Source organism: Escherichia albertii NBRC 107761 = DSM 17582, from assembly GCF_000759775.1.
Classification (GTDB): domain Bacteria; phylum Pseudomonadota; class Gammaproteobacteria; order Enterobacterales; family Enterobacteriaceae; genus Escherichia; species Escherichia albertii.
In genome coordinates, this window is record NZ_BBMY01000138.1 from 1 (window position 1) to 12,306 (window position 12,306).

Annotated in this window: 11 protein-coding genes and 4 pseudogenes; 13 read left to right on the forward strand and 2 right to left on the reverse strand. The window is 50.7% G+C overall.

The genetic code is table 11. The features are described from left to right. A partial coding sequence (locus tag EA14781_RS19225) for a trehalose-6-phosphate synthase (protein ID WP_042336063.1) occupies positions 1 to 643 on the forward strand: 643 nt, incomplete at its 5' end. Positions 644 to 648: 5 nt separating this feature from the next. Here the strand turns inward: EA14781_RS19225 and uspC are convergent. Further along, positions 649 to 1,077: a universal stress protein UspC gene (gene uspC / locus EA14781_RS19230; RefSeq protein WP_000122599.1), complete on the reverse strand. Its 429-nt coding sequence runs from the start codon at positions 1,075 to 1,077 to the stop codon at positions 649 to 651. Between the two features lie 779 nt (positions 1,078 to 1,856). On the opposite strand from uspC, the gene flhD reads away from it, so the two are divergent. The 10 genes and pseudogenes from flhD to flhE all read left to right on the forward strand — a co-directional run bounded on the left by flhD (position 1,857) and on the right by flhE (position 8,897). Next, a complete protein-coding gene (gene flhD / locus EA14781_RS19235; protein ID WP_002462327.1) occupies positions 1,857 to 2,207 on the forward strand; it encodes a flagellar transcriptional regulator FlhD in 351 nt (116 codons plus the stop codon). Between the two features lie 2 nt (positions 2,208 to 2,209). Beyond that, positions 2,210 to 2,788, forward strand: coding sequence for a flagellar transcriptional regulator FlhC (gene flhC / locus EA14781_RS19240; RefSeq protein WP_024164816.1), 579 nt, complete (start codon positions 2,210 to 2,212; stop codon positions 2,786 to 2,788). Positions 2,789 to 2,913: 125 nt separating this feature from the next. Next, complete coding sequence (motA, locus tag EA14781_RS19245) at positions 2,914 to 3,801, forward strand: flagellar motor stator protein MotA (RefSeq protein WP_000906351.1); 888 nt, start codon at positions 2,914 to 2,916, stop codon at positions 3,799 to 3,801. Continuing rightward, on the forward strand, positions 3,798 to 4,724 hold the full coding sequence (motB, locus tag EA14781_RS19250) for a flagellar motor protein MotB (protein ID WP_000795953.1): 927 nt from the start codon (positions 3,798 to 3,800) through the stop codon (positions 4,722 to 4,724). The genes motA and motB overlap by 4 nt, the downstream gene beginning before the upstream one ends. Before the next feature lie 4 nt (positions 4,725 to 4,728). Beyond that, positions 4,729 to 4,900: pseudogene (locus EA14781_RS25825) on the forward strand (Hpt domain-containing protein); the annotation flags it as partial. Continuing rightward, a pseudogene (locus tag EA14781_RS25335) lies at positions 4,898 to 5,023 on the forward strand (hypothetical protein); the annotation flags it as partial. The pseudogenes EA14781_RS25825 and EA14781_RS25335, both read left to right, overlap by 3 nt. Beyond that, positions 5,020 to 5,178: pseudogene (locus EA14781_RS19260) on the forward strand (chemotaxis response regulator protein-glutamate methylesterase); the annotation flags it as partial. The pseudogenes EA14781_RS25335 and EA14781_RS19260, both read left to right, overlap by 4 nt. A 104-nt stretch (positions 5,179 to 5,282) precedes the next feature. Continuing rightward, a pseudogene (flhB, locus tag EA14781_RS19265) lies at positions 5,283 to 6,431 on the forward strand (flagellar biosynthesis protein FlhB). Continuing rightward, complete coding sequence (gene flhA, locus EA14781_RS19270) at positions 6,424 to 8,502, forward strand: flagellar biosynthesis protein FlhA (RefSeq protein WP_000067013.1); 2,079 nt, start codon at positions 6,424 to 6,426, stop codon at positions 8,500 to 8,502. Before flhB ends, flhA begins: the two are co-directional and overlap by 8 nt. Beyond that, entirely contained in the window at positions 8,499 to 8,897 is a 399-nt protein-coding gene (flhE, locus tag EA14781_RS19275) for a flagellar protein FlhE (protein WP_000984572.1), read from the forward strand. The genes flhA and flhE overlap by 4 nt, the downstream gene beginning before the upstream one ends. A 52-nt stretch (positions 8,898 to 8,949) precedes the next feature. Here the strand turns inward: flhE and argS are convergent, their stop codons facing one another. Next, a complete protein-coding gene (gene argS / locus EA14781_RS19280) occupies positions 8,950 to 10,683 on the reverse strand; it encodes an arginine--tRNA ligase (protein WP_001025310.1) in 1,734 nt (577 codons plus the stop codon). Positions 10,684 to 10,898: 215 nt separating this feature from the next. Here argS and EA14781_RS19285 point away from each other — a divergent pair, with 215 nt between their 5' ends. Together EA14781_RS19285 and cutC are read left to right on the forward strand one after the other, a co-directional pair. Continuing rightward, positions 10,899 to 11,465, forward strand: coding sequence for a VOC family protein (locus EA14781_RS19285; RefSeq protein ID WP_002462322.1), 567 nt, complete (start codon positions 10,899 to 10,901; stop codon positions 11,463 to 11,465). 13 nt (positions 11,466 to 11,478) lie between these two features. Continuing rightward, entirely contained in the window at positions 11,479 to 12,225 is a 747-nt protein-coding gene (cutC, locus tag EA14781_RS19290) for a copper homeostasis protein CutC (protein ID WP_001185710.1), read from the forward strand. Positions 12,226 to 12,306: the final 81 nt, after the last annotated feature.

Below are 12,306 nucleotides of genomic sequence, written 5' to 3' on the forward strand. Positions count from 1 at the left end.
CACCCGCCTGGATTACTCAAAAGGCTTGCCAGAACGTTTTCTCGCTTATGAAGCGTTGCTGGAAAAATATCCTCAACATCACGGTAAAATTCGTTATACCCAGATAGCGCCAACCTCGCGTGGCGATGTGCAAGCGTATCAGGATATTCGCCATCAACTGGAAAATGAAGCAGGAAGAATTAATGGTAAATATGGCCAATTAGGCTGGACGCCGCTTTATTATCTGAACCAGCATTTTGAACGTAAATTGCTGATGAAAATCTTCCGTTATTCTGATGTAGGATTAGTGACGCCATTGCGTGATGGAATGAATCTGGTGGCGAAAGAATTTGTCGCCGCGCAGGACCCAGCCAATCCGGGCGTACTGGTGCTCTCGCAATTTGCCGGGGCCGCTCATGAGCTAACGTCGGCGTTAATCGTCAACCCTTACGATCGTGATGAAGTGGCGACGGCGCTTCATCGGGCACTGACCATGTCGCTGGCGGAACGAATTTCTCGCTATACAGAAATGTGGGACGTTATTGTGAAAAACGATATAAACCACTGGCAGGCGAGTTTTATTCACGACCTAAAGCAGATAATGCCGCGCAGTGCGGAAAGCCAACTGCGCGATAACGTCGCCGCCTTTTCAAAACTGGTGTAGTGCGGCTAATCTCCCGCAAGAGGAACCAGCAATACATCGACCTTGCTGGAGGCAATCACTTTTTTCGCCGAGCAGGAGGCTCGCGAAAAGAAGCTGTGGTTATGATTACCGCAAATCACCAAATCAAATTTATGCTGTTGGCAAATTTCCAGAATATGTTCGCTTAATTCGCCATACGCAATAAATGTCTTCTCCACGGGATATCCCACATCCAGGATTAATTTATCAAGAAAGTTTTGTGTTTCTTCCTGCATGACGTTACGTAAATCTTCCAGCATTGGGGCGGCTAAATGATTGTACATTTCAGGATCGGCAGCGAGGGTGACCAAACTTATACGTCCTTTTACCGGCTGGGCGATAGATACCGCTTTTGCTAACAATTGCTGGCTTTCCGGTGTGATAGCAACCGCAACAAGAATATGTGTATAGCTCATAACCTGCTCCTTATTCTGCGAACTTCAGGTGATATGACAGCTTTACTCCGAACGGGGTAATGGTGCAATAACAACGCCGTCAAAGACGTAAATATTAGTCTGTTTATTAGTAAAAACCATTAATCAATAACGAATGGTGATCATATGATTTTACTATGTGACTATATGAAGCGGATATAGCGATTCTCCGTGCAAAACAAATGGTTAATATATATGAAGCATTTGTGCAACACATGACGTTTTTATCAATTTTATTTTCACTTGAAGCACTTAAAGTGGGCTAACTCTATGTTTAAAAAAGTGTTATGAGGGGTAGCCTGGCTTCTTTTCTACAAAATATATGGTTATTTACGGTGAGTTATTTTAACTGTGCGCAATATCCCCTTTTTCTTATTCTGGTTTTATTTTTGACAACAGGCTTAGTGAAAAAAATGTAATGGATTGAAATATGTCCAAAACAAAAGTGTGACTTATACATTAATGTTAAGTAATTGGGTGTTTTGTGTGATCTATATCACACAACGTTGAAATCGCAGCTCCCCTCCGTTGTATGTATAAGTAGTGGCGAGTAGAGTTGCGTCGAATTAGGAAAAATCTTAGATAAGTGTAAAAAAACATCACACTTTGTAAGGGCTCGTTCCGTCCTCGCGTATGCTGTCATGCTTTTTTCCGTTGATCATAACTATTCCATTGTTTTTATTTTTACCGGGATTTCCCGGCGACATCACAGGGTGCGGGCGTACCGCATAAAATAAAGTTAGTTATTCTGGATGGGAATAATGCATACCTCCGAGTTGCTGAAACACATTTATGACATCAACTTGTCATATTTACTTCTTGCACAACGTCTGATCGTTCAGGACAAAGCGTCCGCTATGTTTCGTCTCGGTATTAATGAAGATATGGCCTCGACATTATCGGCTCTGACTCTTCCGCAAATGGTTAAATTGGCAGAAACCAATCAACTGGTTTGCCACTTCCGCTTTGACAGCCACCAGACTATTACCCGTCTGACGCAGGATTCTCGTGTTGATGATCTCCAGCAAATTCATACCGGGATCATGCTCTCAACGCGCTTGTTAAGCGATGTGAATCAGGCCGAAGAAGCGCTACGTAAAAAAAGGGCCTGATGATGAGCGAGAAAAGCATTGTTCAGGAAGCGCGTGATATCCAGTTGGCAATGGAGTTGATTACCCTCGGCGCTCGTTTGCAGATGCTGGAAAGCGAAACACAGTTAAGTCGTGGCCGCCTGATCAAGCTATATAAAGAGCTGCGCGGCAGTCCCCCGCCAAAAGGTATGCTGCCGTTCTCCACGGACTGGTTTATGACCTGGGAACAAAATGTCCATGCGTCGATGTTTTGTAATGCGTGGCAGTTTCTCTTGAAAACTGGTTTATGCAGCGGGGTGGATGCGGTAATTAAAGCTTATCGATTATATCTTGAGCAATGCCCGCAAGCAGAAGAAGGACCGTTGCTGGCGTTAACCCGCGCCTGGACATTGGTGCGGTTTGTCGAAAGCGATTTGTTGCAATTGTCCGGTTGCAACTGCTGCGGCGGTAATTTTATCACCCATGCTCACCAGCCTGCCGGCAGTTTTGCCTGCAGCTTATGCCAACCGCCATCCCGTGCGGTAAAAAGACGTAAACTTTCCCAGAATCCTGCCGATATTATCCCACAACTGCTGGATGAACAGAGAGTACAGGCTGTTTAACGGAAATGGTGTGGCTAAATATTCCCGCAGCGGTAAGCCATTATCGCTGCTTTTTTGGCCCTGACCGTGGGTTAACAACTGGCAACTGAACATCCTGTCATGGTCAACAGTGGAAGGATGATGTCGTGCTTATCTTATTAGGTTACCTGGTCGTACTCGGTACTGTTTTCGGCGGTTATTTGATGACTGGCGGAAGTCTTGGAGCACTCTATCAACCCGCTGAACTGGTGATTATTGCCGGTGCAGGTATTGGGTCATTTATCGTTGGCAATAACGGAAAAGCGATCAAGGGCACGCTGAAGGCGTTGCCGTTGCTGTTTCGTCGCTCCAAATACACCAAAGCGATGTATATGGATCTCCTGGCGCTGTTGTATCGGCTGATGACGAAATCGCGGCAGATGGGGATGTTTTCGCTGGAGCGCGATATTGAAAATCCCCGTGAGAGCGAGATCTTCGCCAGCTACCCGCGCATCCTCGCAGATAGCGTCATGCTTGATTTTATCGTCGATTATCTGCGCCTGATTATCAGTGGTCATATGAACACCTTCGAAATCGAAGCGTTGATGGATGAAGAGATTGAGACTCACGAAAGCGAAGCGGAAGTTCCGGCGAATAGCCTGGCGCTGGTGGGAGATTCACTTCCGGCATTTGGTATTGTCGCGGCGGTGATGGGCGTGGTCCACGCGCTGGGATCGGCTGACCGTCCAGCCGCCGAACTGGGCATGCTGATTGCTCACGCTATGGTGGGCACTTTCCTCGGGATCTTACTGGCGTATGGATTTATTTCACCGTTGGCTACCGTATTACGCCAGAAAAGCGCAGAAACCAGCAAAATGATGCAGTGCGTAAAAGTCACGCTGCTTTCGAATCTTAATGGCTATGCTCCGCCGATTGCCGTTGAATTTGGCCGCAAAACGCTCTACTCCAGCGAACGCCCATCGTTTATCGAACTGGAAGAACATGTCCGGGCGGTGAAGAATCCGCAACAGCAGACGGCGACTGAGGAAGCATGAAGAATCAAACGCATCCGATCATTGTCGTCAAACGACGTAAAGCGAAAAGCCACGGTGCAGCACATGGATCGTGGAAGATTGCGTATGCTGACTTTATGACCGCTATGATGGCTTTCTTTTTGGTCATGTGGCTGATCTCCATCTCCAGCCCAAAGGAACTTATTCAGATCGCGGAATATTTTCGTACGCCGCTGGCGACAGCCGTAACCGGCGGTAATCGTATCTCCAACAGTGAAAGTCCGATACCGGGCGGCGGCGACGATTACACTCAACGACGGGGAGAAGTGAATAAACAACCGAACATTGAAGAGCTGAAAAAACGCATGGAACAAAGCCGGTTGCGTAAATTGCGCGGCGATCTTGATCAGCTCATTGAGTCAGATCCGAAACTCCGGGCGTTGCGTCCGCATCTCAAAATCGATCTGCTGCAGGAAGGTTTACGTATTCAGATAATCGATAGCCAGAATCGCCCGATGTTTAAAATCGGCAGTGCCGATGTTGAGCCCTATATGCGCGATATTCTGCGGGCTATTGCACCAGTGCTGAATGGGATCCCCAACCGTATCAGCCTCTCAGGACATACCGATGACTTCCCCTATGCGAATGGCGAGAAAGGTTATAGCAACTGGGAGCTTTCCACTGAACGCGCCAATGCGTCGCGCCGCGAGTTGGCGGCTGGCGGGCTGGATGACGGCAAAGTGCTACGGGTGGTTGGTATGGCGGCCACCATGCGACTTAGCGATCGTGGACCTGACGACGCCATTAACCGCCGAATCAGCCTGTTGGTTCTGAATAAACAAGCCGAACAGACCATTTTGCATGAAAACGCTGAAAGCCAGAATGTGCCTGTAAGCGTCCTGGAAAAAACCGGGGGAGTACCACAGGTCAGTGTTTCCACAATGTCATCAGCCGAACCGAGGTGACAGCGTGATCACGGATATAAGCGATTTTTATCAGACATTTTTTGGTGAAGCGGACGAATTGTTGGCCGATATGGAGCAACGTCTGCTGAATTTACAGCCAGAAACGCCGGATGCCGGGTAATTTGAATACCATCTTTCGTGCAACCCACTCAATTAAAGGTGGGGCGGGAACTTTTACCCCGTTGCTGAAACCCGATGGATTGTTGTTTGTGGGTTACTCTGAAAACTTCAGCCACCTTGAGCGTAACTTCACGTTGCGCAGACAGACGGTGTATGCGTTAAGTAAGGAGCAACCATGAGCAAGATCAGTGTGTTGCCTGTTGATGATTCTGCGCTGATGCGCCAGATAATGACGGAAATCATTAACAGTCATAGTGATATGGAAATGGTGGCGACCGCTCCCGATCCGTTGGTTGCGCGAGATTTGATTAAGAAATTCAATCCCGGTGTGCTGCGGCAAAAGCCCTAAATCCCGCCAACTTTGCCCCTTACTCAAACCATTGAACTCTTGTTGCTCTGGCATTATTCACGCTTATTTTTATTTCCAGGATTGGCGACGTGTCTGACGAGAGCGACGACAAAACAGAAGACCCTACACCTCATCGACTTGAAAAAGCGCGGGAGGAGGGGCAGATCCCGCGTTCCCGTGAACTGACCTCACTGCTGATTTTGCTGGTGGGGATTAGTGTTATCTGGTTTGGTGGTGCGTCGCTGGCCCGTTGATTGTCAGGGATGCTCTCCGTTGGGCTGAATTTCGATCACCGTATCATCAATGATCCAAACATGATCCTCGGGCAGATTATTTTGCTGATCAGAGAAGCTATGCTGGCACTGCTGCCGCTGATTAGCGGCGTTGTGCTGGTGGCGCTCATTTCGCCGGTCATGCTGGGAGGTCTGGTATTCAGCGGTAAATCATTGCAGCCGAAGTTTTCCAGACTTAATCCATTGCCGGGTATTAAACGTATCTTCTCGGCCCAAACTGGGGCAGAACTGTTAAAGGCAATCCTGAAATCTATTCTGGTGGGGAGTGTCACCGGTTTTTATCTCTGGTACCACTGGCCGCAGATGATGCGCTTAATGGCGGAGTCCCCCATTTCTGCCATGACTAATGCGATGGAGCTGGTGGGATTATGCGCGCTGCTGATCGTGCCTGGCGTTATTCCAATGGTGGGATTTGACGTCTTTTTCCAAATTTTCAGCCACCTTAAAAAGCTGCGCATGTCACGGCAGGATATTCGTGATGAGTTCAAACAAAGCGAAGGAGATCCCCATGTCAAAGGGCGAATTCGTCAGATGCAGCGAGCTGCCGCGCGGCGTCGGATGATGGCTGATGTGCCGAAAGCGGACGTTATCGTTAATAACCCAACTCACTACTCCGTGGCATTGCAGTACGACGAAAACAAAATGAGTGCGCCAAAAGTCGTCGCCAGGGGGGCGGGGCTGGTGGCATTACGCATTCGTGAAATAGCTGCTGAAAATAACGTCCCGACCCTCGAAGCGCCGCCGCTGGCACGAGCGCTGTATCGACATGCCGAAATCGGTCAACAAATACCCGGCCAACTCTATGCCGCCGTGGCGGAAGTGCTGGCCTGGGTCTGGCAACTGAAACGCTGGCGTCTGGCGGGTGGACAACGCCCTGAACAACCTACTCATCTTCCGGTGCCGGAAGCTCTGGATTTTATCAACGAGAAACCGACCCATGAGTAATCTGGCTGCGATGCTGCGCCTGCCCACAAACCTGAAATCGACACAATGGCAGATCCTTGCCGGACCGATTTTGATCCTGCTTATTTTGTCGATGATGGTGTTGCCACTGCCCGCATTCATTCTCGACTTGTTGTTCACGTTCAATATTGCTCTGTCGATTATGGTGTTGCTGGTGGCGATGTTTACCCAGCGTACGCTCGAGTTTGCCGCGTTTCCGACCATTCTGCTGTTTACCACGCTGCTGCGTCTGGCTCTTAACGTGGCTTCAACTCGTATCATTTTGATGGAAGGGCATACCGGTGCGGCGGCGGCAGGGAAGGTGGTCGAAGCGTTTGGTCACTTCCTTGTGGGTGGCAATTTCGCGATCGGTATTGTGGTGTTCGTTATCCTTGTGATCATCAACTTTATGGTGATTACCAAAGGTGCCGGACGTATTGCGGAAGTGGGCGCGCGCTTTGTTCTGGATGGTATGCCGGGTAAACAGATGGCGATTGATGCCGACCTTAACGCCGGATTGATAGGTGAGGATGAGGCGAAAAAACGCCGCAGTGAAGTGACTCAGGAGGCTGATTTTTACGGCTCAATGGACGGGGCAAGTAAGTTTGTTCGCGGCGATGCCATCGCCGGGATCCTCATCATGGTCATTAACGTTGTCGGCGGTTTATTAGTCGGTATGTTGCAACATGGCATGAGCATGGGGCATGCGGCGGAAAGTTATACGCTGCTGACTATCGGTGATGGGCTGGTGGCGCAAATTCCGGCGCTGGTTATTTCTACCGCCGCGGGGGTTATTGTTACGCGTGTCAGCACCGATCAGGATGTCGGCGAGCAGATGGTGAATCAGCTTTTTAGTAACCCCAGTGTGATGCTGTTAAGTGCTGCCGTTTTAGGGTTACTCGGTTTGGTACCAGGAATGCCGAACCTGGTATTTTTGCTGTTCACTGCCGGATTGCTGGGGCTGGCCTGGTGGATCCGCGGACGCGAACAAAAAATGCCAGCAGAACCGAAGCCAGTAAAAATGGCTGAGAACAATGCTGTTGTCGAAGCGACCTGGAACGATGTGCAACTGGAAGATTCATTGGGTATGGAAGTGGGTTATCGACTGATCCCGATGGTTGATTTTCAACAGGATGGCGAATTGCTGGGGCGTATTCGCAGTATTCGCAAGAAATTTGCCCAGGAGATGGGCTTTCTGCCGCCGGTGGTGCACATTCGCGACAATATGGATCTACAACCGGCCCGCTATCGCATTTTGATGAAAGGCGTCGAGATAGGCAGTGGTGATGCTTATCCGGGGCGCTGGTTGGCGATCAACCCAGGGACTGCCGCCGGAACATTACCTGGCGAAGCGACCGTCGATCCGGCATTTGGTTTGAGCGCCATCTGGATCGAAAGCGCGCTAAAAGAACAGGCGCAGATTCAGGGGTATACGGTGGTTGAAGCCAGTACGGTGGTGGCAACGCACCTTAACCATCTTATTAGCCAACATGCCGCAGAGTTGTTTGGTCGTCAGGAGGCGCAACAGCTACTGGAGCGCGTCGGCCAGGAGATGCCAAAACTGACGGAAGATCTCGTTCCTGGCGTCGTCACGCTCACCACGCTGCATAAGGTGCTGCAAAACCTTCTTGATGAAAAAGTACCAATTCGTGATATGCGCACGATTCTCGAAACGCTGGCGGAACATGCGCCTGTCCAGAGCGATCCGCATGAATTAACCGCCGTCGTGCGTGTGGCACTGGGGCGGGCGATTACTCAGCAGTGGTTTCCTGGCAAAGATGAGGTCCACGTTATTGGGCTGGACACACCGCTTGAACGTTTGTTGTTACAGGCGTTACAGGGCGGTGGTGGCCTTGAGCCGGGGCTGGCGGACCGCTTGCTGGCGCAAACTCAGGAAGCATTATCTCGTCAGGAGATGTTGGGCGCGCCGCCAGTGCTGTTGGTGAACCACGCACTGCGACCGTTATTGTCTCGCTTTCTGCGCCGCAGTCTGCCGCAGTTAGTGGTGTTGTCGAATCTGGAGCTTTCTGATAACCGGCATATTCGTATGACGGCGACGATTGGCGGTAAATGATGAGAATCTTATTAGCAACGTTATTGTTTCCGATGCTGGTGCAAGCTGCCGGGGAGGGGATGTGGCAGGCAAGCAGCGTAGGAATTACGCTAAATCATCGCGGCGAGTCGATGTCGTCAGCGCCTCTTTCCCCACGACAACCTGCTCCAGGATTAATAACACAGGTGGCATGGCGTTATCAGCTTATCGGCCCGACGCCAGTGGGACTGCGCGTGCGCTTGTGTTCGCAATCTCGTTGCGTCGAATTAGAGGGGCAGAATGGAACCACTGTGGCCTTTTCCGGCGTACCGGCGACAGAAACTTTGCGATATATCTGGGAAGTCTCTGGCGGAGGACGGTTAATTCCGCCGCTGAAGGTGCAACGTAATGAAGTGATTGTGAATTATCGGCAGTGATAAAAAAGCCGATGTCCGTAACCGCGACATCGGCTTTTGTAGCATAACGTGATTACATACGCTCTACAGTCTCAATACCCAGCGTATCCAGACCCAGTTTCAGCGTTTTCGCGGTCAGTTGTGCCAGTTTCAGACGGCTGTTACGTACTTCTTCGTTTTCTGCGCTGAGGATCGGGCAGTGCTCGTAGAAGCCTGAGAACAGACCGGCCAGATCGTACAGATAAGCACACATCACGTGCGGCGTGCCTTCACGGGCGACCACGGTGAGGGTTTCTTCAAACTGCAACAGGCGAGCAGCCAGTTGCGCTTCACGATCCTCACGGATGATCACTGGTGCTGCAGCCAGTTGCTCTTCGCTAATTTCCGCTTTACGGAACACGGACAATACTCGGGTGTATGCATACTGCATGTACGGCGCGGTGTTACCCTCAAATGCCAGCATGTTGTCCCAGTCGAAGATGTAGTCGGTAGTCCGGTTTTTGGAGAGATCCGCGTATTTCACCGCACCAATACCCACCGCGTTGGCCAGTTTTTCCAGCTCGTCGGCTGGCATATCCGGGTTCTTCTCTGCTACCAGACGACGTGCACGTTCCAGCGCTTCATCCAGCAGGTCTGCAAGTTTCACCGTGCCACCTGCGCGGGTTTTGAACGGTTTGCCGTCTTTACCCAACATCATGCCGAACATGTGGTGTTCCAGCGGCACGGATTCCGGCACGTAGCCCGCTTTACGGACGATTGCCCACGCTTGCATCAGGTGCTGATGCTGACGGGAGTCGATGTAATACAACACGCGATCGGCATGCAGTGTTTCATAACGATATTTCGCACAGGCGATATCCGTGGTGGTGTAGAGATAGCCGCCATCTTTCTTCTGAATGATGACGCCCATCGGTTCGCCTTCCTTGTTTTTGAACTCATCAAGGAATACGACGGTTGCGCCTTCGCTTTCTACTGCCAGACCTTTGGCTTTGAGATCGGCCACGATGCCCGGCAGCATCGGGTTGTACAGGCTTTCACCCATGACGTCATCGCGGGTCAGCGTCACGTTCAGACGATCGTAGGTGATCTGGTTCTGCGTCATGGTGATGTCGACCAGTTTGCGCCACATCTCGCGGAAATATTCGTCACCGCTTTGCAGTTTTACCACGTAGTTACGTGCACGCTCGGCGAACTCTTCATCTTCGTCGTAGTGTTTTTTCGCGTCGCGGTAGAAACCTTCAAGATCCGCCAGTTCCATGTCACCGGCATTTTCCTGCTGCTGTTTTTCCAGCCACGCAATCAGCATACCGAACTGGGTTCCCCAGTCGCCGACGTGGTTCGCGCGAATTACGTTGTGGCCGAGGAACTCAAGGGTACGTACTGCTGCGTCGCCAATAATAGTGGAACGCAGATGACCGACGTGCATCTCTTTCGCCACGTTCGGCGCGGAATAGTCAACGACAATAGTCTGTTTTTCTGGTGTAGCAATACCGAGACGGTCGGACGCCAGCGCCTGCTGAACATGTTCAGCCAGGAATGCAGGATCGAGGAAAATATTGATAAAGCCCGGACCCGCGATCTCAACTTTGCTGGCGATACCGTTAAGATCCAGATGAGTCAGCACCTGCTCTGCTAATTGTCGCGGTGCCATACCCAGTTTTTTAGCAACTGCCATCATGCCGTTAGCCTGATAGTCGCCGAACTGAACTTTTGCTGACTGACGAACCTGCGGTTCGCAATCTGCAGGCGCGCCTGCCGCAATCATGGCCTGACGGACTTTTTCTGAGAGAAGAGCCTGAATATTCACCGGAATACCTTACATTGATGAAGCGAGCGAAAATTGCTCGCGCCAGTTAAAGAAATTAGGGCGGGAGTATACTGCAAATGGCTGTTTTCGTCAGCAACGTGCGCGCGGCGCACTGCCGTTTTTACTATTGCATCGGGTACAGCATGAAATCAGCGGTTGGTTGGGGAAGGGCAACAGGGTAAATTAGCGCTTTTACTGAAAGACGAAGAGTGATTATGGCGAACTGGCAATCTATCGACGAGTTGCAGGATATTGCAACAGATTTACCGCGATTTATCCATGCATTAGACGAACTTTCCCGTCGTCTGGGGCTGGATATCACCCCGCTGGCTGCCGATCACATATCCTTGCGTTGCTATCAAAACGCTACCGCTGAACGCTGGCGTCGCGGGTTTGAACAGTGCGGCGAGCTTTTGTCAGAAAATATGATCAATGGCAGACCGATTTGTCTGTTTAAATTGCACGAACCGGTACTGGTTGCTCACTGGCAATTTTCCATTGTTGAGTTACCGTGGCCGGGAGAAAAACGTTACCCGCACGAAGGTTGGGAACATATCGAAATTGTTCTGCCGGGCGAGCCAGAAACGCTGAATGCGCGCGCGCTGGCGCTGCTTTCTGATGAAGGACTTAGCCAGCCGGGGATTTCGGTGAAGACCCGTTCTCCAAAAGGCGAACACGAGCGATTACCGAATCCGACGCTGGCGGTCACTGATGGCAGAACAACCATTAAGTTTCATCCGTGGTCCATTGAAGAGATTGTTGCCAGCGAACAGTCGGCGTAATTAAGGAGTCAAAATGGCATTACTGGAAATTTGCTGTTACAGCATGGAGTGCGCGCTGACCGCGCAACAAAACGGCGCAGACAGAATTGAATTATGCGCAGCCCCAAAAGAAGGAGGGTTGACGCCGTCGCTGGGCGTGCTGAAATCTGTGCGTCAGCAGATTACGATTCCTGTGCATCCTATTATCCGCCCGCGCGGTGGCGATTTTTGCTATAGCGACGCTGAGTTTGCCGCCATTCTTGACGATATCCGCACAGTTCGCGAATTAGGTTTTCCGGGGCTGGTGACGGGCGTTCTGGATGTTGATGGCAATGTCGATATGCGGCGAATGGAAAAAATAATGGCTGCCGCCGGGCCGCTGGCAGTGACTTTTCATCGCGCCTTCGATATGTGCGCTAACCCGCTAAATGCACTCAATAATCTTGCTGAATTGGGCGTTGCCAGGGTGCTGACTTCCGGGCAAAAATCTGACGCACTGCAAGGTTTATCAAAAATTATGGAACTTATTGCTCATAGTGACGCTCCAATCATCATGGCCGGAGCAGGAGTCCGTGCAGAAAATCTGCACCACTTCCTCGATGCCGGAGTGCTGGAAGTCCATAGCTCCGCAGGAGCGTGGCAAGCCTCACCGATGCGTTATCGTAATCAAGGATTGTCCATGTCATCAGATACACACGCGGACGAGTATTCGCGTTATGTTGTAGACGGGGCGGCGGTTGCTGAAATGAAAGGAGTCATCATGCGCCATCAGGCCAAATGATTTTTACCGTTGCATCATGTCGCCCAATATGATGCTTGCTCGTACCAGGCCCCTGCCCATTCAACAGGGGCCTTTTTTTGT

What these genes read in the sequence shown, in the direction of transcription:
- uspC (WP_000122599.1), bottom strand. Translation starts at nt 1,077, where the DNA reads ATGAGCTATACACATATTCTTGTTGCGGTTGCTATCACACCGGAAAGC.
- flhD (WP_002462327.1), top strand. Translation starts at nt 1,857, where the DNA reads ATGCATACCTCCGAGTTGCTGAAACACATTTATGACATCAACTTGTCA.
- flhC (WP_024164816.1), top strand. Translation starts at nt 2,210, where the DNA reads ATGAGCGAGAAAAGCATTGTTCAGGAAGCGCGTGATATCCAGTTGGCA.
- motB (WP_000795953.1), top strand. Translation starts at nt 3,798, where the DNA reads ATGAAGAATCAAACGCATCCGATCATTGTCGTCAAACGACGTAAAGCG.
- flhA (WP_000067013.1), top strand. Translation starts at nt 6,424, where the DNA reads ATGAGTAATCTGGCTGCGATGCTGCGCCTGCCCACAAACCTGAAATCG.
- flhE (WP_000984572.1), top strand. Translation starts at nt 8,499, where the DNA reads ATGATGAGAATCTTATTAGCAACGTTATTGTTTCCGATGCTGGTGCAA.
- EA14781_RS19285 (WP_002462322.1), top strand. Translation starts at nt 10,899, where the DNA reads ATGGCGAACTGGCAATCTATCGACGAGTTGCAGGATATTGCAACAGAT.
- cutC (WP_001185710.1), top strand. Translation starts at nt 11,479, where the DNA reads ATGGCATTACTGGAAATTTGCTGTTACAGCATGGAGTGCGCGCTGACC.